General features: G+C 68.1%; 17 protein-coding genes, 2 tRNA genes and 1 pseudogene. 15 read left to right on the top strand and 5 right to left on the bottom strand.

Going from position 1 to position 18392, the window contains the following annotated elements; genetic code table 11:
* Positions 1-9: 9 nt before the first annotated feature.
* A complete protein-coding gene (locus AC5Y43_RS13260) occupies positions 10-399 on the bottom strand; it encodes a globin (protein ID WP_499973039.1) in 390 nt (129 codons plus the stop codon).
* 106 nt (positions 400-505) lie between these two features.
* Between AC5Y43_RS13260 and AC5Y43_RS13255 the strand changes: the two genes are divergently transcribed.
* From AC5Y43_RS13255 to AC5Y43_RS13245, 3 genes are read left to right on the top strand one after another with little or no spacing between them, the layout of a single operon-like run.
* Positions 506-1177 (top strand): HNH endonuclease, encoded by a 672-nt coding sequence (locus AC5Y43_RS13255; protein ID WP_499973037.1) that lies wholly within the window; start codon positions 506-508, stop codon positions 1175-1177.
* 31 nt (positions 1178-1208) lie between these two features.
* On the top strand, positions 1209-1433 hold the full coding sequence (gene ctaJ, locus AC5Y43_RS13250) for an aa3-type cytochrome oxidase subunit CtaJ (RefSeq protein WP_499973424.1): 225 nt from the start codon (positions 1209-1211) through the stop codon (positions 1431-1433).
* Positions 1420-1887 carry a DUF5130 domain-containing protein gene (locus AC5Y43_RS13245; protein WP_499973035.1) on the top strand — a complete coding sequence of 156 codons (468 nt, stop codon included), beginning with the start codon at positions 1420-1422 and terminating at the stop codon, positions 1885-1887. The genes ctaJ and AC5Y43_RS13245 overlap by 14 nt, the downstream gene beginning before the upstream one ends.
* A gap of 62 nt (positions 1888-1949) precedes the next feature.
* On the opposite strand, the gene pepN is transcribed toward AC5Y43_RS13245, so the two are convergent.
* Complete coding sequence (pepN, locus tag AC5Y43_RS13240) at positions 1950-4529, bottom strand: aminopeptidase N (protein ID WP_499973033.1); 2580 nt, start codon at positions 4527-4529, stop codon at positions 1950-1952.
* 117 nt (positions 4530-4646) lie between these two features.
* Here pepN and AC5Y43_RS13235 point away from each other — a divergent pair, with 117 nt between their 5' ends.
* The 4 genes from AC5Y43_RS13235 (at position 4647) to AC5Y43_RS13220 (ending at position 6988) form a co-directional block, all read left to right on the top strand.
* The gene (locus AC5Y43_RS13235) at positions 4647-5270 is read left to right on the top strand and encodes an Rv2466c family mycothiol-dependent reductase (protein WP_499973032.1); all 624 of its coding nucleotides are present in this window, start codon (positions 4647-4649) and stop codon (positions 5268-5270) included.
* 24 nt (positions 5271-5294) lie between these two features.
* Complete coding sequence (locus AC5Y43_RS13230) at positions 5295-5774, top strand: ribose-5-phosphate isomerase (RefSeq protein ID WP_499973030.1); 480 nt, start codon at positions 5295-5297, stop codon at positions 5772-5774.
* Between the two features lie 10 nt (positions 5775-5784).
* Positions 5785-6591 (top strand): Fpg/Nei family DNA glycosylase, encoded by an 807-nt coding sequence (locus AC5Y43_RS13225; RefSeq protein ID WP_499973028.1) that lies wholly within the window; start codon positions 5785-5787, stop codon positions 6589-6591.
* A gap of 217 nt (positions 6592-6808) precedes the next feature.
* Positions 6809-6988 carry a hypothetical protein gene (locus AC5Y43_RS13220; RefSeq protein ID WP_499973026.1) on the top strand — a complete coding sequence of 60 codons (180 nt, stop codon included), beginning with the start codon at positions 6809-6811 and terminating at the stop codon, positions 6986-6988.
* Here AC5Y43_RS13220 and AC5Y43_RS13215 read toward each other — a convergent pair.
* Together AC5Y43_RS13215 and AC5Y43_RS13210 are read right to left on the bottom strand one after the other, a co-directional pair.
* Entirely contained in the window at positions 6972-8165 is a 1194-nt protein-coding gene (locus AC5Y43_RS13215) for a serine hydrolase domain-containing protein (protein WP_499973024.1), read from the bottom strand. The genes AC5Y43_RS13220 and AC5Y43_RS13215 overlap by 17 nt on opposite strands.
* A gap of 32 nt (positions 8166-8197) precedes the next feature.
* A tRNA-Gly gene (locus AC5Y43_RS13210) sits at positions 8198-8268 on the bottom strand.
* A 156-nt stretch (positions 8269-8424) separates the two neighbouring features.
* On the opposite strand from AC5Y43_RS13210, the gene AC5Y43_RS13205 reads away from it, so the two are divergent.
* The 4 genes from AC5Y43_RS13205 to clpP2 all read left to right on the top strand — a co-directional run bounded on the left by AC5Y43_RS13205 (position 8425) and on the right by clpP2 (position 11276).
* Positions 8425-8501 (top strand) — tRNA-Pro (locus tag AC5Y43_RS13205).
* Positions 8502-8534: 33 nt separating this feature from the next.
* Positions 8535-9926, top strand: a complete 1392-nt coding sequence (gene tig, locus AC5Y43_RS13200; protein ID WP_499973023.1) for a trigger factor — start codon at positions 8535-8537, stop codon at positions 9924-9926.
* 118 nt (positions 9927-10044) lie between these two features.
* Positions 10045-10635: an ATP-dependent CLP protease proteolytic subunit ClpP1 gene (gene clpP1 / locus AC5Y43_RS13195; protein WP_499973421.1), complete on the top strand. Its 591-nt coding sequence runs from the start codon at positions 10045-10047 to the stop codon at positions 10633-10635.
* Positions 10632-11276 carry an ATP-dependent CLP protease proteolytic subunit ClpP2 gene (gene clpP2 / locus AC5Y43_RS13190; protein WP_499961379.1) on the top strand — a complete coding sequence of 215 codons (645 nt, stop codon included), beginning with the start codon at positions 10632-10634 and terminating at the stop codon, positions 11274-11276. The genes clpP1 and clpP2 overlap by 4 nt, the downstream gene beginning before the upstream one ends.
* Before the next feature lie 3 nt (positions 11277-11279).
* On the opposite strand, the pseudogene AC5Y43_RS13185 reads toward clpP2, so the two are convergent.
* A pseudogene (locus AC5Y43_RS13185) lies at positions 11280-11884 on the bottom strand (homocysteine S-methyltransferase family protein).
* A gap of 300 nt (positions 11885-12184) precedes the next feature.
* On the opposite strand from AC5Y43_RS13185, the gene clpX reads away from it, so the two are divergent.
* The 4 genes from clpX to mobA all read left to right on the top strand — a co-directional run bounded on the left by clpX (position 12185) and on the right by mobA (position 17568).
* Entirely contained in the window at positions 12185-13465 is a 1281-nt protein-coding gene (gene clpX, locus AC5Y43_RS13180) for an ATP-dependent Clp protease ATP-binding subunit ClpX (protein WP_499973022.1), read from the top strand.
* 443 nt (positions 13466-13908) lie between these two features.
* Positions 13909-15870: a 2-oxoacid:acceptor oxidoreductase subunit alpha gene (locus AC5Y43_RS13175; protein ID WP_499973020.1), complete on the top strand. Its 1962-nt coding sequence runs from the start codon at positions 13909-13911 to the stop codon at positions 15868-15870.
* 8 nt (positions 15871-15878) lie between these two features.
* Entirely contained in the window at positions 15879-16970 is a 1092-nt protein-coding gene (locus AC5Y43_RS13170; protein WP_499973420.1) for a 2-oxoacid:ferredoxin oxidoreductase subunit beta, read from the top strand.
* A 1-nt stretch (position 16971) separates the two neighbouring features.
* Positions 16972-17568, top strand: a complete 597-nt coding sequence (gene mobA, locus AC5Y43_RS13165; protein ID WP_499973019.1) for a molybdenum cofactor guanylyltransferase — start codon at positions 16972-16974, stop codon at positions 17566-17568.
* Positions 17569-18392 lie beyond the last annotated feature (824 nt).

Here is an 18392-nt window from a genome sequence, read left to right as displayed (position 1 = left end):
TGCTCGGCATCAAAACGTCGCGTTGACCAGGGAGTCCGCCGCCATCTCCAGGTAGTCGAGCAACTCGCGGCGATGCTCGTCGTCCAGCGTGCGCGAGTCGATGGACGCGACGGCGGTGTGCATGCACCGCAGCCAGGCGTCGCGCTCGAGGGGGGTGATCCGAAAGGGGGCATGCCGCATCCGCAACCGCGGATGCCCGCGCCGCTCGGAGTAGGTGCGCGGGCCGCCCCAGTACTGCTCGAGGAACATCCGCAGCCGCTCCTCGGCGCCGGCCAGGTCGTCTTCGGGATAGAGCTCACGCAATATCTCGTCGTCGGGGACCTGCGCGTAAAAGCGCGACACGATCGCATCGAAGGTCTCGGCGCCGCCGACGGCATCGTAGAAGCTCACCTGATTCATCGCCTCCATTGTGGTGCATCGCCTTGTTCATCCGATCGACACGCCTCGCACCAGCAATAAGGGTGCGATCGGCGCCGAATCATGGTGGACTATCCGCGGAGGATCCATGGCGCAAGGCAAGAGACGCCGCAGCCACCGCAGTTCCGGTGCCGCGGCAGGGTTGACCGGGCCCGCAACCGCGTCACCCCTGCATAGCGTTTCCCACCGCCCCACGCCGAGCGTCGATGGCCATCCGCCCACCCGCCACGACAGCACATCGATCTGGAGCCGCCGACGGGTGCTGCTGCTCAATTCCACCTACGAGCCGCTGACCGCGCTGCCGATGCGGCGGGCCATCGTCATGGTGATCTGCGGCAAGGCAGACGTGGTGCACGACGACCCGGCCGGGCCGGTCATTCACTCGGCGACCAGGTCGATCGTGGTGCCGTCGGTGATCCAGCTGCGGTCCTACGTGCGGGTCCCGTACCGGGCGCGGGTGCCGATGACTCGCGCCGCGCTCATGCACCGCGACCGGTTCTGCTGCGCCTACTGCGGGGCCAAGGCCGACACCGTCGACCACGTGGTGCCCCGCAGCCGCGGCGGCGACCACAGCTGGGAGAACTGCGTCGCCTGCTGCTCGACCTGCAACCACCGCAAGGGCGACAAGCTGCTCACCGAGCTCGGCTGGGCGCTGCGCCGGGCGCCGCTGCCGCCGACCGGACAGCACTGGCGGTTGCTGTCGACGGTCAAGGAACTCGACCCCGCGTGGGCCCGCTACCTCGGTGAGGGCGCGGCCTGATCGTTGGGATACGGTTTGCGTCGTGAGCCTTCTGCAGATTCACCTCTACTTCATCGGAATCCCGCTGCTGATCGTGGCCGTGCTGGCGACGCTGATCTGGTCGCACAAGGGCCCGCACCCCGCCACCTACAAGATGTCGGAGAAATGGACCCACCCGCCGATCCTGTGGGCGGCCACCGACGAAGCCGTCGGCGGCGCGCACGGACACGGCACGTCGGAGTTCTCGGTGGGAGGTGGCGCAAGTGGCACGTGGTGAGGTCGCGACGATCGAGCCCAGCGAGCTGCCCAGGGGTTCGGTGATCACCACCAGCGGACGGGTCTCGGGGGTCACCGAGCCCGGCGAGCTGTCGGTGCACTACCCGTTTCCGACCAGCGACCTCGTCGCCATCGACGACGCGCTGAAGTACGGCTCGCGACAGTCGCGGGCGCGGTTCGCCGTCTATCTCGGGGACCTGGGCAGCGACACCGCCGCGCGGGCCCGCGAGATCCTGGCCAAGGTGCCCACGCCCGACAACGCGGTGCTGCTCGCGGTCTCGCCGGACCAGAGCGTCATCGAGGTGGTCTACGGCTCGGCGGTGCGGGGCCGCGGCGCCGAGTCGGCCGCCCCGCTCGGAGTGGCGGCGGCCGCGTCGGCTTTCGAGCAGGGCCACCTGGTCGACGGGCTGGTGAGCGCGATTCGCGTGCTCAGCTCCGGCATCTCCCCGGCCTAACTCGCCGAGACTGCCTCCAGAGCGTCGAGAGCGCGATTTTCGCGCGCTGAGTGCAGGCTCGATCAGGCCGTGTCGAACGTGCGGGCGCGCAACGCCCGCTGCACGCCGGCCTGGCCCTCGACCACCAGCCGCCGCAGCGCCGGCGGAATCTCGGGGTCGCTCAGGAACGCGTCGGCCGCCGCGATGCCGGCCTCGCTGATGTCCCAGTGCGGGTAGAGCCCGATCACCACCGTCTGGGCGACCTCGCTGGAGCGCCGCGCCCACACCCCGGCGATCGCCTCGAAGTAGCGCGCGGTGAACGGCTCGAGCAGCTCGTGCTGTCCCGGGGGCGCGATGCCCGCGATGATCGAGCGGGCGGTGATGTTGGCCAGGGTGTCGTCCTCGACCACCGTGGTCCACGCCGTCTCCTTGACCGGCAGCTGCGGGCGCGCCGCGGCGGCCTGCGCGCCGTGCCGCTTGCCGGCGGCGGTCGGGTCGCGCTGCACCTCGGCGTCGATGAACGGCGTCGCGGGCCCGTCGGCGTCGATCTCGCCGGCGGCGGCCAGTGCGGTCACGAGGCGCCAGCGCAGGTCGGTATCGATCTGAAGGCCGGCCAGCCCGAGGTCTGCCGGGCCGCGATCGAGGAGGTCGGCCAGCGCCGTGACGTGCCGGGTCGACAACACCGACGAGCACAGCGCGTTGACGAACGCGAGCTGGTGATCCGATCCGGGTTGCGCCGCGCGCGCCAGCTCGAGCAGCCGGTCGGCGAATTGCGGCCAGCCGTGCTCGCGCGCCCAGCCGGGCTCGGCATACGACGTCAGCGCCGTCTGCGCCTGCATCAGCAGGCGTTGCGCCACCCCGACCTCGGTTTCGGCCTGCACGCCGCCGGCGACCAGCGCCACGAAGTCGCGGGCGCGCAGCTCGGCCTCGCGGGTCATCTCCCACGCCGCCGACCACACCAGCGAGCGCGGCAACGGCTCGGCGATGTCGGCGATGCGCTCCAGCGCGGTCTGCAGCGACCGGCCGTCCAGCCGCAGCGAGCAGTAGGTCAGGTCGTCGTCGTTGACCAGGATCAGCTTGCCCCGCGAAACCCCAACCAGCGCAGGCACTTCCGTCCGCGGCCCTTCGACGTCGAGCTCCTCGCGGTGCACCCGCACCAGCTTGCCGGACCCATCCTCGTCGTAGATGCCTACCGCCAACCGGTGCACCCGCGTTTCGCCCGCACCGGGCTCGGCGCCGCTCTGCGTCACCGCGAACCGGGTGAAATTGGCGTCCGCGCCCGAGCCTTCGGTGTCGAAGTCGGGCCGCAACGTGTTCAACCCGGTGGTCTTCAGCCACTGCTGCCCCCAGCCGGACAGGTCGCGGCCGGACGCCTGCTCCAGCGCGACGATCAGATCGCCGAAGGTGGCGTTGTCGTACGCGTGTGCGCGGAAATAGTCGCGCAGTCCGGCCAGGAAGTGCTCCAGCCCGACGTAGGCGACGAGCTGCTTGAGCACCGAAGCGCCCTTGGCGTAGGTGATTCCGTCGAAGTTCACCTCGACGGCGGCCAGGTCGGGGATCTCGGCGGCGATCGGGTGCGTCGACGGCAACTGATCCTGCCGGTACGCCCACGACTTCTCCACCGTGGCGAACGTCGTCCACGCCTCGGTGAATTCGGTTGCCTCGCTTTGGCACAGCACCGACGCGAACGTCGCGAACGACTCGTTGAGCCACAGGTCGTCCCACCACCGCATGGTCACCAGGTCGCCGAACCACATGTGCGCCATCTCGTGCAGCACCGTCTCGGCGCGCCGCTCGTAGGAGGCCCGGGTGACCTTGCTGCGAAACACGTAGTCCTCGAGGAAGGTCACCGCCCCGGCGTTTTCCATTGCGCCGGCGTTGAATTCGGGGACGAACAGCTGGTCGTACTTGCCGAACGCGTAGGGCAGCCCAAAGTGCTTGTGGTAGAAGCCGAATCCCTGTTTGGTCTGGGTGAACAACCGCTCGGCGTCCATGTGTTGGGCCAGCGAGGCCCGGCAGTAGATGCCCAGCGGGATCTCGCCGTGCTCGTCGGCGTAGGTGTCTTTCCACTCGGCGTAGGGGCCGGCGATGAGGGCCACCAGGTAGGTGCTCATCCGCGGGGTGGTGGCGAATGTGTGCAGAGCGGCCCCATCCGCATCGGACACCGACACATTGGCGCCGTTGGAGATCACCTTCCAGTGCGTGGGCGCGGTCACCCGCACGTCGAACGTCGCCTTGAGGTCGGGCTGGTCGAAGCAGGCGAACATGCGCTTGGCGTCGGCGGTTTCGAATTGCGAATACAAATAGGTCTCGTCGTCCACCGGGTCGACGAAGCGGTGCAGGCCCTCGCCGGTGTTGGAGTAGCGGCAGTCGGCGTCGACGACGAGGACGTTGCGCTTTTCCAGCGCGCGCAGCGGGATGCCGGTCGATTCGTCGTAGCCGGACACGTCGAGCTCGCGGCCATTGAGCGTGGCGCCGCGGATGGTGTCGGCGGCGAGGTCGATGACCGTGTCGGCACCGGGCAGCGCGTCGAACACCACGGTGGTGGTGGACCGGAAGGTCCGCTCGCCGGCCGTGACGTCGAGGTCGATGCGGTAGTTGTCGACGGTGATCAGGGCGGCGCGTTCGACGGCCTGGTCCCGGGTGAGGTTAGGAAGGGCCACGCGTCCAACTTAAAGCGTGCCGGGGTGGCGCCGCAGAGCGGGAACACGCGCCCCGTGACTACGGTTGTGCAGGACGGTGTTGTGACCGTTTGTGACTTTCCCAGAGAGGACCGCGCCATGCCCGAGAAGGCCGCCGTGAAAAACCAAGCCGATTTCTGGTTCGATCCGTTGTGCCCGTGGTGCTGGATCACGTCGCGCTGGATCCTCGAGGTGGAAAAAGTCCGCGACATCGACGTGCACTTTCACGTGATGAGCCTGGCGGTCCTCAACGAGAACCGCGAAGACCTGCCCGAGAAATACCGCGAGAACATGAAGCGGGCGTGGGGACCGGTGCGCGTGGCGATCGCCGCCGAGCAGGCCCACGGCGCCGACGCGCTGGCCGCGCTGTACACCGCCATGGGCACCCGGATTCACAACGAGGGCAACAAGGAGCTCGAGGAGGTCATCAAGCTGTCGCTCGCCGACGCCGGCCTGCCGGCGGAGCTGGCCGCCGCCGCCGAGAGCGAGGCGTACGACGACGCGCTGCGCAAGAGCCACCATGCCGGGATGGACGCGGTCGGTGAGGACGTCGGCACGCCGACCATCCACGTCAACGGGGTGGCGTTCTTCGGCCCGGTGCTTTCGAAGATCCCGCGCGGCGAGGAAGCGGGCAAGCTGTGGGACGCGTCGGTGACGTTCGCGGCCTACCCGCACTTCTTCGAACTCAAGCGGACCCGCACCGAGGCGCCGGAATTCGACTAGCTCCGCCGAGGCAGAATATCCGGCATGCGCGTCTACCTGGGTTCCGACCACGCCGGCTACGAGCTCAAGCAGCAGATCATCGAGCACCTCAAGGAATCCGGGCACGAGCCGATCGACTGCGGCGCCTTCGGCTACGACCCCGACGACGACTATCCGGCGTTCTGCATCGCCACCGCGACGCGCACGGTGGCCGACCCGGACAGCCTGGGCATCGTGCTGGGTGGGTCGGGCAACGGTGAGCAGATCGCGGCCAACAAGGTTCCCGGGGCGCGCTGCGCGCTGGGCTGGAGCATCGAGACGGCGACCCTGGCGCGCGAACACAACAACGCACAGTTGATCGGCATCGGCGGACGCATGCACACCACGGCCGAGGCGCTGGCGATCGTCGACGCCTTCCTGAGCACGCCGTGGTCGAAAGCCGAACGCCACCAAAGGCGTATCGACATCCTGGCCGAATACGAACGCACCCACCAAGCGCCGCCGGTGCCCGGCGGCGCGGCCTGAGGGGCCGGGCGTGCCCGAAGGGCATACCCTGCACCGGCTGGCCCGGCTGCACCAACGCCGTTTCGGTGGGGCCCCGGTGCGGGTGTCCAGCCCGCAGGGCCGGTTCGCGGAGCCGGCGGCCGTGGTGGACGGCCGGGTGCTGCGGCGGACCAGCGTGTGGGGCAAGCACCTGTTCCATCACTACGCCGGCGGTCCGATCGTGCACGTGCACCTCGGGCTCTACGGCGCCTTCACCGAGTGGCCGCACGTTGACGGCGCCGGGCTGCCCGAGCCGGTCGGGCAGGTGCGGATGCGGATGGTCGGGGCCGACTACGGCACCGACCTGCGCGGCCCGACGGTGTGCGAAGTCATCGACGAGGGACAGGTCAGCGCCGTGCTGGCCCGGCTCGGCCCCGATCCGCTGCGCAGCGACGCCGACCCGTCCTGGGCGTGGGCCCGAATTACCAAGTCGCGCAGGCACATTGGTGCGCTACTGATGGACCAGACCGTCATGGCGGGCGTCGGCAACGTCTACCGCAGCGAGTTGCTGTTCCGCCACCGCATCGATCCGTTCCGGCCGGGGCGGGGGATCGGTGAGGCGGAGTTCGGCGCGGCATGGACGGACCTGGTGGCGTTGATGAAGGTCGGTCTGCGCGGCGGCAAGATCGTCGTGGTGCTGCCCGAACACGACCACGGCGCGCCGTCGTACCGGCCCGACCGGCCGCGGACCTACGTCTACCGGCGCGCGGGCGAGGCGTGCCGGCTGTGCGGAGAACCGATCCGCACCCAGGTGCTCGAGGGCCGCAACGTGTTCTGGTGCCCCAGCTGCCAGAAGTAAGTTTCGTGCGCCGACGCTCGTTTCGTCACGGCTGGGTCGGGTACCAAACCCGACATGAAGAAATCTGTGCGTGTCGTCGGGGCTGTCCTTATTTCGGCAGGGCTTGGCCTGGCCGGACCGGCTGCCGCGAGCGACGCTTCAACGCAACTGACGCCATTCCCGAACTACCCCTGTAACCCGGGCAACAACTGGAATCCAGGGAACGGGCCGTATTGCAATGGACCCGGGCCCGGTCCGGGGTGGGGCCCCGGCGGAGACATGGGACCCGGCCCGGGCGGGCCAGGTCCCGGCGGACCCGGCGGAGGCGGTCCCGGCGGCGGTGGACCCGGCGGCGGCGGTGGACCCGGCGGCGGCGGGGGCGGCGGAGGTGGCGGGGGCCACTAACCCCGCGGCGTGACGTCGACGCCCAGCGCGGCGTAGACCTGGTCGCTCAGGGCGACGCTGCGCGGGTCGGCGTTGGCCTTGGTGGCGTCGAAGCGATTCGCCACGTACGCGTAACCGATGCGGTGCTCGAGGTCGACGAAGCCGAACGACCCACCCAGGCCGCCGTGCCCGAAGATCCGGCGATTGGGGCCGTTGACGCCGCGCTGGTTGAGCATGTAGCCCAGCCCCCAGCCGTGATCGGCGACCCGCGGTCCCAGCACCAGGTCGGTGTCGAAGCCGCCCTGGGACACGCGGACCAGATCCATGTGCTCGCGGCTCAGCAGCTTCTCCTGCGCGAGCGCGTTGTAGAAGGTCGCCAAGCCCAGCGCCGAGACCTGGCCGTTGGTGCCGGGGAACTCGAGTTCGCGCCACAGCTGCAGGTCGTGGGAGCCCAGTTCGTCGTCCGGGGCGAATCCCATCGAAATGGACAGCGCCGCCTTGGGATGCTCGGTCAGCGTGGTGGGGTAGCCGGGGGCATTGACCTCGGCCAGCAAATCGCGGGCGTGCGGCTTGTTGACCCGCTCGGCGCAGCGGCGCTGCTCGTGCCGGGGCAGCCCGATGTGGACGTCGGCGCCGATCGGCTCGGCGATCTCGGTGCGCAGGTACTGGCCGATGGTGCGGCCGGTGACGCGGCGGAAGACCTCGCCGACGATGAAGCCGAAGGTGGTCATGTGGTAGCCCTGCGCGGTGCCCGGTTCCCACCAGGGCTCCGCGGCCGCCAACTGCTCGCAGACGTATTCCCAGTCGGCGACCGCCTCCCAGCTCATCCGGGTGCGCGGCCCGATGACGCCGGACCGGTGGCCCATCACCATGGCCAGCGTGATGGCCTCCTTGCCCGCCTGTGCGAACTCGGGCCAGTAGCGCGACACCGGCGCCTGCAGGTCGACCTCGCCGCGGTCGGCGAGCTGGTGCATGCAGGTGGCGGACAGCCCCTTGGTGCCGGACAACACGGTCGTCAGGGTGTTTTGTTGCCAGGGCCGGGTGCCGGCGGCGTTGGCAGCACCGCCCCAGAGGTTGACGACGAGGTCTCCGTCGACCCACACCGCGACGGCCGCGCCGACCTCGCTGCCCAGCTCGAAGTTGCGCGCGAACGCCTCTCGTACTCCTTCGAAGCCCCCCACGCACGAGCCGTGAATGTCGACGTCGCTCATCGCGCCTTTCTGTCGAGCATCTGGCTAGCCGGAGCGGGCGACGGGAATCGAACCCGCGTAGCTAGTTTGGAAGACTAGGGCTCTACCATTGAGCTACGCCCGCATGTATTAGTCGAGCGCGACTGTATCTGGCGACGAACATCAAATCTAATCGAAGCGGGTTCGTTATCGCCCCGTGAGGTGCAAGAGGTCTTGCCAGGTGCCCGCCGAGCCAGCGGCCAATCCGCTTTTACCGGGCCGTAGGATCGCGTGGTCAGCGCGGGGTGTAGCGCAGCTTGGTAGCGCATCCGCTTTGGGAGCGGAAGGCCGCAGGTTCAAATCCTGTCACCCCGACCAGACCGCCAGTAACGATTACCGAGGAGCACACCCGTGAAGAGCAGCGTCGAACAGTTGAGCCCCACCCGGGTGCGCATCAACGTGGAGGTGCCGTTCACCGAACTGGAGCCCGATTTCCAGCGGGCCTACAAGGAGCTGGCCAAGCAGGTGCGGCTGCCCGGCTTCCGGCCCGGCAAGGCACCGGCCAAGCTGCTCGAGGCCCGCTTCGGCCGGGAGGCGATGCTCGACCAGGTCGTCAGCGAGGCGCTGCCCGCCCGGTACGGGCAGGCGGTCGCGGAGTCGGAAGTCCAGCCGCTCGGCCAGCCCGACATCGAGGTCACCAAGAAGGAGTACGGCGAGGAGCTGGCGTTCACCGCCGAGGTCGACGTCCGCCCCAAGATCGACCTTCCGGACCTGAGCGCGCTGAAGGTCTCGGTGGACCCCGTCGCGGTCAGCGACGAGGACGTCGATGCCGAGTTGGAGTCGCTGCGCGGCCGGTTCGGCACCCTGACCGGGGTGGACCGGCCGGTGGCCCTGGGCGACTTCGTCTCGATCGACCTGTCTGCCACCGTCGACGGCGAGGAGGTGCCCAACGCCGCCGCCGAGGGGTTGTCCCACGAGGTCGGTTCGGGCCGGCTGATCGCGGGCCTCGATGACGCGCTCGTCGGCCTGTCCGTCGACGAGTCCAAAGAATTCACCGCGCAGTTGGCGACCGGCGAGCACGCCGGGAAGGACGCGCAGGTCACCGTCACCGTCCGGTCGATCAAGGAACGCGAACTGCCCGAGCCCGACGACGAGTTCGCCCAGTTGGCCAGCGAATTCGACACCATCGACGAGCTGCGGTCCAACCTGCGCGACCAGGTGGGTCAGGTCAAGCGCGCGCAGCAGGCCGAGCAGATCCGCGACGCCGCCCTCGACGCGCTTCTCGAGCAGGTCGACGTGCCGTTGCCGGAGGCGATTGTCAAGGCGCAGGTCGACGGCGCGGTGCACAACGCGCTGCACAGCTTCGAGCACGACGAGGCCAAGTTCGCCGAGGCGCTGCGCGAGCAGGGCAAGTCGCGCCAGCAGTTCGAGGTCGACGCGCAAAACGCCGCCGAGTCGGACGTCAAGCGGCAGCTGTTGCTCGATGCGGTGGCCGACGACCGGGACATCCAGGTCGGCCAGGAGGACCTGACCGAACGCCTGATGATGACGTCGCGGCAGTACGGCATCGAGCCCCAGCAGCTGCTGGGCTATCTGCAGGAGAACAACCAGCTGCCGGCCATGTTCGCCGACGTGCGCCGCGGGCTGGCCATCGCCGCGGTGGTCCACGCCGCAACGGTCACCGACACCGACGGCAACGCCATCGACACGAGCGAGTTCTTCGGCCCCCGCGCGGAGGCCGACGACTCGGGCACGGAGGCCGGCGAGGCCGAGCCGACAGACCAGGCCGAGGACGCGGAGTGACCCCGTCGATGACGCTGTGAGCGAACGCGGGGTGCGTGGCCGCCACACGGCGGGTTGGGTTGGTTAGGGTCGGTGCAGAGAAGAACTCCAGAAAGCAGGTAACCCAGTCGTGACTGACATGCGTGTGAATTCGCAGGGTCTCAACCTCACCGACTCGGTCTATGAGCGGTTGCTCTCCGAGCGCATCATCTTCCTGGGCTCGGAGGTGAGCGACGAAATCGCCAATCGGCTGTGCGCGCAGATCCTGCTGCTCGCCGCCGAGGACTCCACCAAGGACATCTCGCTGTACATCAACTCGCCCGGCGGATCGATCAGCGCCGGGATGGCGATCTACGACACGATGGTCCTGGCGCCCTGCGACATCGCCACCTACGCGATGGGCATGGCCGCCTCGATGGGCGAATTCCTGCTGGCGGCCGGCACCAAGGGCAAGCGCTACGCGCTGCCGCACGCGCGCATCCTGATGCATCAGCCGCTGGGCGGGGTGACCGGTAGCGCGGCCGACATCGCCATCCAGGCCGAGCAATTCGCCGTCATCAAGAAGGAGATGTTCCGGCTCAACGCCGAATTCACCGGCCAGCCGATCGAGCGCATCGAGGCGGACTCGGACCGCGACCGCTGGTTCACCGCCCCGGAAGCCCTGGAATACGGGTTCGTCGACCACATCATCACCCGCGCCGCCACGATCACCAACGGAGAAGCCCAGTGAACGCCCAGCACCCCCAGATCCAGCCCCAGGCGCGCTACATCCTGCCGTCGTTCATCGAGCACTCCAGCTTCGGCGTCAAGGAGTCGAACCCGTACAACAAGCTGTTCGAGGAGCGCATCATCTTCCTCGGCGTCCAGGTCGACGACGCGTCGGCGAACGACATCATGGCCCAACTGCTGGTGCTCGAGTCGCTGGACCCCGACCGCGACATCACCATGTACATCAACTCGCCCGGCGGCGGGTTCACGTCGCTGATGGCGATCTACGACACCATGCAGTACGTGCGCGCCGACATTCAGACGGTATGCCTGGGCCAGGCGGCCTCGGCCGCGGCCGTGCTGCTGGCGGCCGGGACGCCGGGCAAGCGGATGGCGCTGCCCAACGCGCGGGTGCTGATCCACCAGCCCTCGCTGTCCGGCGTGATCCAGGGCCAGTTCTCCGACCTGGAAATCCAGGCCGCCGAGATCGAGCGGATGCGCACGCTGATGGAGACGACGCTGGCCCGCCACACCGGCAAGGACGCGTCGGTCATCCGCAAGGACACCGACCGGGACAAGATCCTGACCGCCGAAGAGGCCAAGGACTACGGGATCATCGACACCGTCCTGGAATACCGGAAGCTGTCCGCGCAGACTGCGTAGCCGCTACAGCGCCGCCGCCACGGCGGCGATATCAGCGGGGCCCACGCGGCAGCAGCCGCCCACGATGCGCGCGCCGGCCGAGACCCATCGCGCCGCCAGCTCCGTCGTCAAGGTCCGCGGACCGGCCCAACCCCGCCCGTCCCAGCGCTCGCCGCTGTTGGGATAGACGATCACCGGCTTGCCGACCGACGACGCCGCCTCGATCGCGGGCAGCACGTCGCCGGGCGCGCAGCAGTTGACGCCGACCGCCACGATCTCGTCGACTCCGGCCGCCACCGCGAACGCGTCGGCCAGCGCCGGGCCGATCGACGCGGCGACGCGGAGACCTGCCGCGCCGATGTTGTCGCGCGCGGTCCGCGCGAGCTCGACGCTGCGCCGCAACAGGGCGGCGGCGTCGCGCCGGCCGATCCCGTGGGCCGCGAACCCCTCGAACGACGCCTGGTAGCTGGCCGTCGTCGCGATCACGGCACCGGCGGAAAATACGCGGCGTGCACGGCGACGATCTCCCGCGGCGCGTCGGCCAGCAGCGTGGCCGACCACAACGGGTCGGACAGGTCGTGCCCGCGCGTCTCCAGCTCGGTGGCCAGGCCGCCGTCGCTGATCAGCATGGATCCGGTGGGCCCCCAAAACCGGCCAGCCAATCCCACTTGGTAACTGTAGGGTTGTTGGAGCGCCCAGACTCGAACGGGTAACGACCGCGACACGCCAGAGGCACGGATTGCGCGTCTCCGCGAGTGACGAGCGCCGTCTGCCTATATGTTTCATTCAGACGACACGCATGAATACCAACAACGCGATTCGACGTAATGGTCGCGGGGGGCCCGAGCAAGCGGGTAGCGTCGGGGAAAACGCGGCACAGTAAGACGACAGGCCACGAGGAAGCAACCAGAAAGTAGGCCCTCAGCACCATGGCGCGCATCGGAGACGGCGGTGACTTGCTGAAGTGCTCGTTCTGCGGGAAGAGCCAGAAGCAAGTCAAGAAACTCATTGCTGGCCCCGGTGTGTACATCTGCGATGAGTGCATCGATCTGTGCAACGAGATCATCGAAGAGGAACTCGCCGACGCCGACGACGTCAAGCTCGACGAACTGCCCAAGCCCGCGGAGATCCGGGACTTCCTGGAGGGCTACGTCATCGGGCAGGACACCGCCAAGCGGACGCTGGCCGTCGCGGTCTACAACCACTACAAGCGGATTCAGGCCGGGGAGAAGGGGCGCGACTCGCGCTCCGAGCCGGTGGAGCTGACCAAGTCCAACATCCTGATGCTCGGGCCCACCGGCTGCGGCAAGACCTACCTGGCGCAGACGCTGGCCAAGATGCTCAACGTGCCGTTCGCCATCGCCGACGCCACCGCGCTGACCGAGGCCGGCTACGTCGGCGAGGACGTCGAGAACATCTTGCTCAAGCTCATCCAGGCCGCCGACTACGACGTCAAGCGCGCCGAGACCGGCATCATCTACATCGACGAGGTGGACAAGATCGCCCGCAAGAGCGAGAACCCGTCGATCACCCGCGACGTGTCCGGCGAGGGCGTGCAGCAGGCGCTGCTGAAGATCCTCGAGGGCACCCAGGCCTCGGTGCCCCCGCAGGGCGGGCGCAAGCACCCGCACCAGGAGTTCATCCAGATCGACACCACCAACGTGCTGTTCATCGTCGCGGGGGCGTTCGCCGGGCTGGAGAAGATCATCTACGAGCGGGTCGGCAAGCGCGGCCTGGGCTTCGGCGCCGAGGTCCGCTCCAAGGCCGAGATCGACACCACCGACCACTTCGCCGACGTGATGCCCGAGGACCTGATCAAGTTCGGCCTGATCCCCGAGTTCATCGGGCGACTGCCGGTGGTGGCCTCGGTGACCAACCTGGACATGGAGTCGTTGGTCAAGATCCTGTCCGAGCCGAAGAACGCGTTGGTCAAGCAGTACACCCGGCTGTTCGAAATGGACGGCGTGGAGCTGGAGTTCACCGACGACGCGCTGGAGGCGATTGCCGATCAGGCCATCCACCGCGGCACCGGCGCCCGTGGTTTGCGGGCGATCATGGAAGAGGTCCTGCTGCCGGTGATGTATGACATCCCCAGCCGCGACGACGTCGCCAAGGTCGTGGTGACCAAGGAGACGGTGCAGGACAACGTGCTGCCGACGATCGTGCCGCGCAAGCCGTCGCGCAGCGAGCGCCGCGACAAGACCGCCTGACATCTTGAGGCTCGGGCCTCCTGACGCTTCGACTGCCCCTCCGCGGTTGCCGCGATTGAAGCGTGCCCTGCACTGGACCGGTTGACCTTCCTGCGGCCCGATGCGGCGGGACGGGCTGCGTCCGTACCTGTCGACTTACCTTCTGCTGACCCACCATTGGGACCGGGGGTCGATCGGCTTCGTGCCTGAGACGCCCGGGCCCGCAAGGACGTGACCAACACCACAGTTTGGATTTCGCGGGCGACATTTCGTCCCTGACTTCGGAGTTAGCCGCAAAACCGCTGTTTGCAATGCTTTCGAGACGCCCATGCTCACCTAAAAGGAGTGCCATAATTGGTACTGCTAGTGACACAAAAGCTCGAGGCCGCGGGACTCGCTCCGATGGCGCGTACCCTAAAGCTCCAGCGGAGTGCCTATCCGGATAGCGAATGGAAGGCGGATACGTGGATCCGAACGGCAGCGGAGCCGGGGCTGATTCCCAGAACGGCTCGTCTCGGAATGGATCCGAACGCCAGCGTCTGGAACAAGTCGTCATCCGATTCGCCGGGGACTCCGGCGACGGCATGCAACTCACCGGCGACCGGTTCACATCGGAGGCAGCGCTTTTCGGTAACGACCTGGCGACCCAGCCCAACTATCCCGCCGAGATCCGCGCCCCCGCAGGCACATTGCCGGGCGTCTCGTCGTTCCAGATTCAGATTGCCGACTACGACATCCTGACCGCCGGCGACCGCCCCGACGTCCTGGTCGCGATGAACCCGGCAGCGCTCAAGGCCAACATCGGCGACCTGCCGCGGGGCGGGATGGTGATCGCGAACTCCGACGAGTTCACCAAGCGCAACCTGACGAAGGTGGGCTACGTCACCAACCCGCTGGAGTCCGACGAGTTGTCCGACTACGTCGTGCACTCCGTGGCCATGACCACCCTGACGCTCGGGGCCGTCGAGGCGATGGGCGCGTCGAAGAAGGACGGCCAGCGCGCCAAAAACATGTTCGCGCTTGGCCTTTTGTCCTGGATGTACGGGCGGCCCATCGAGGCCAGCGAGAGCTTCATCCGGGAGAAGTTCGCCCGCAAGCCCGACATCGCGGAGGCCAACGTGCTCGCGCTCAAGGCGGGCTGGAACTACGGCGAGACCACCGAGGCGTTCGGCACCACCTACGAGGTGTCCCGGGCGACCCTGCCGTCGGGCGAATACCGGCAGATCTCGGGCAACACGGCGCTGGCCTACGGGATCGTCGCGGCCGGCCAGCTTTCCGGCATCCAGGTCGTGCTCGGCAGCTACCCGATCACGCCCGCGTCGGACATTCTGCACGAGCTGTCCAAGCACAAGAACTTCAACGTGATCACCTTCCAGGCCGAAGACGAAATCGGCGGTATCTGCGCGGCGATCGGCGCCTCCTACGGCGGCGCCCTGGGCGTCACCAGCACGTCCGGCCCCGGCATTTCGCTGAAGTCGGAAGCGCTGGGCCTCGCGGTGATGACCGAGCTGCCGCTGCTCGTCGTGGACGTGCAGCGCGGCGGGCCGTCGACGGGGTTGCCCACCAAGACCGAGCAGGCCGACCTGCTGCAGGCCCTGTACGGGCGCAACGGGGAATCCCCGGTGGCCGTGGTGGCGCCCCGCTCGCCGTCCGACTGCTTCCAGACCGCCATCGAGGCCGTGCGCATCGCGGTCTCGTATCACACCCCGGTGATCGTGCTGTCCGACGGCGCCATCGCCAACGGCTCGGAGCCGTGGCGAATCCCCGATGTCGGTTCGCTGCAACCGATCACGCACGCCTTCGCCAAACCCGACGAGCCCTTCCAGCCGTATGCGCGCGACCCGGAAACGCTGGCCCGGCAATTCGCCGTCCCGGGCACCCCGGGCCTCGAGCACCGCATCGGCGGCCTGGAGGCCGCGAACGGCTCCGGTGCCATTTCCTACGAGCCGGTCAACCACGACCTCATGGTCCGGTTGCGTCAGGCCAAGATCGACGGGATCGCCGTGCCGGATCTGGAGGTCGACGACCCGACGGGCGACGCCGAGTTGCTGCTGATCGGGTGGGGCAGCTCCTACGGCCCGATCGGCGAGGCCTGCCGGCGCGCGCGACGCAAGGGGATCAAGGTCGCCCATGCCCACCTGCGCCACCTCAGCCCGTTCCCGGCCAATCTCGGCGACGTGCTGCGGCGCTACCCGATGGTGGTGTGCCCGGAAATGAACCTGGGCCAGTTGGCGTTGGTGCTGCGGGGCAGGTACCTGGTCGACGTGCAATCGGTCACCAAGGTCCACGGCCTGGCGTTCCTCGCCGACGAGATCGGGCGCATCATCCGTGCCGCGCTGGGCGGCACATTGGCCGAAATCGAGCAGGACAAGAAGATGGTCGCCAGAATGGCGGCAGCAACGGTTGGAGCGGGAGCTAGCGCGTGACGAACACGATGGGCGGCGATCTGGCGGGGACGGACCTCGGCCTGACGCCGAGGCTGAAGAAGAACGACGGCGTGCCCACGGTGTCTGCGGAGGACGCGCCGCAGAAGGGCAAGGACTTCACCAGCGACCAGGAGGTGCGCTGGTGCCCGGGCTGCGGTGACTACGTCATCCTCAACACCATTCGCAACTTCCTGCCCGAACTGGGGCTCCGTCGCGAGAACATCGTCTTCATCAGCGGCATCGGCTGCTCCAGCCGGTTCCCGTACTACCTCGAGACCTACGGGTTCCACTCGATCCACGGGCGCGCGCCGGCCATCGCCACCGGCCTGGCGCTGGCCCGCGAGGACCTCTCGGTGTGGGTGGTCACCGGCGACGGTGACGCGTTGTCGATCGGCGGCAACCACCTCATCCACGCGCTGCGCCGCAACGTCAACATCACCATCCTGCTGTTCAACAACCGGATCTACGGCCTGACCAAGGGCCAGTACTCGCCCACGTCGGAGGTCGGCAAGGTCACCAAGTCGACGCCGATGGGTTCGCTCGACCAGCCGTTCAACCCGGTGTCGCTGGCGCTGGGCGCCGAGGCGACCTTCGTCGGGCGCGCGCTGGACTCCGACCGCAACGGGCTGACCGAGGTGCTGCGCGCCGCCGCCGAGCACCGGGGCGCCGCCGTCGTCGAAATCCTGCAGGACTGCCCGATTTTCAACGACGGCTCGTTCGACGCGCTGCGCAAGGAGGGTGCCGAGGAGCGGGTGATCAACGTCCACCATGGCGAGCCGATCGTGTTCGGCGGCAACGGCGAATACTGCGTGGTGAAGTCGGGCTTCAGCCTGGAGGTGGCCAAGACCGCCGACGTGAACGTCGACGAGATCGTCGTGCACGACGCCCACGCCGACGACTCGGCCTACGCGTTCGCGCTGTCGCGGCTGTCGGATCAGAACCTCGAGCACACCGTGCTGGGCATCTTCCGCAACATCAGCCGGCCCACCTACGACGACGCGGCGCGCTCGCAGATCCGCGCCGCGCAGGCGTCGAAGCCGTTCGACTCCGCCGCGCTGCAATCGCTGCTGCGCGGGCGCGACACCTGGACCGTCGACTGACGTGGCCCAGGTCGTGCCCGACCCTGCACTGGCCGGGGTAATTCTCGCTGGCGGCGAGTCGCGGCGGATGGGCCGCGACAAGGCCACCCTGCCGGGCCCCGACGGGGCCACCACGCTGGCCGAGTACGTCGTCGGCGTCGTCGCGCAGCGCTGCGAGCCGATTTTCGTGGTGGCCGCGCCGGGACAGCCGTTGCCCTCGCTGCAGGCCCGCGTCCTGCGCGACGACGTGCGGGGGCTCGGACCGCTGCCGGCGAGCGGGCGCGGGCTGCGCGCGGCCGCCGAGGCCGGCGCCCGATTCGCCTTCGTCTGCGCCGTCGACATGCCGCTGCTGACCGCCGAACTGATCGACGACCTCGTCCGACTGGCCACCGAGACCGACGCGGAGGTGGTGCTGCCCTGGGACGGCCGCAGCCACTACCTGGCCGCGGTGTACCGGACCGACCTGGCCGAGCGGATCGACGCGTTGGTCGCGGCCGGTCAACGGAAGATGAGCGCCCTGATCGACGCCTCCGACGCGCAGCAGATCGTCCTGCCGGATTCGCGTCCGCTCACCAACGTCAACACCGACGCCGAACTGCGGGCCGCCGTACGGGTGTAGCGGCGGTCCTATTTGTGAAATAGGGCCGAGAAAGCTTTTCGTTATAAGAATTCACGCTAATTAACAATTTGCGGTAATTCGGTTGCCTCGGGCATAAAGCAACTCTATCTATTGGGATTCGTCATTGGACGGTCGCCCCTTGTATTCGAACCTCGTTGGCGCAGAGCGGCTTTCGTTCCCCGGTGCACGACTTCGGTTGCGGCGCGCCGGGAATGCGAGTCCGCGGCCGGCGTGCCGAAACATTATGCCGTAGCCGTCAATTCGCGTCGCACCGCCCAAAAGCCCTGCCGCACGGTGTGTTCGAACAGCAACTCGGCGGGATCGTCCACGTCGGGGGGTCGGTTGTCGGATCGAACGTATCTTGTTGTAGTGTGCGCCGGTTCGCGACCGCCTACGCGCGGTGATTACGGGCCGCACGGGGCTGACTCAAACGTCGTGAGGGCGTGGGCCAGCTCACAAAATGTGCGTGATTCGGCTCACGATTTGGTTGTTTTGCCCGCCGCCGAGCCCCGCGCGAAATCACGCGCCTGACCTGTACGGATTACCTCGGGACCCCGCCGTAATCGCTCCGTTATCGAACCGAGATATCGATTTTCTGAAGATGACGAATGCGATCCGGTTTCGTACGGTCCGTGTTGGCCCGAAACGGGTTAGCCGAAAAGTAATCGAAAAGTGAATCCACGGACCCGCGTGCGAGCGGGGCTGCGGGCGGCCATGAGGTAAGGACCGCGCCGCGGCCGGCGGGTAGTACTAGCCCGCCGGGCACATCGAGCCCGCCGCTGTCGTGCCAGAACGAGACGGCACGTCCCGAAGCACTTATTCCG

The sequence above is a fragment of the Mycobacterium sp. NGS57 genome, assembly GCF_059812405.1.
This window is presented reverse-complemented; position numbering and strand designations above follow the sequence as displayed.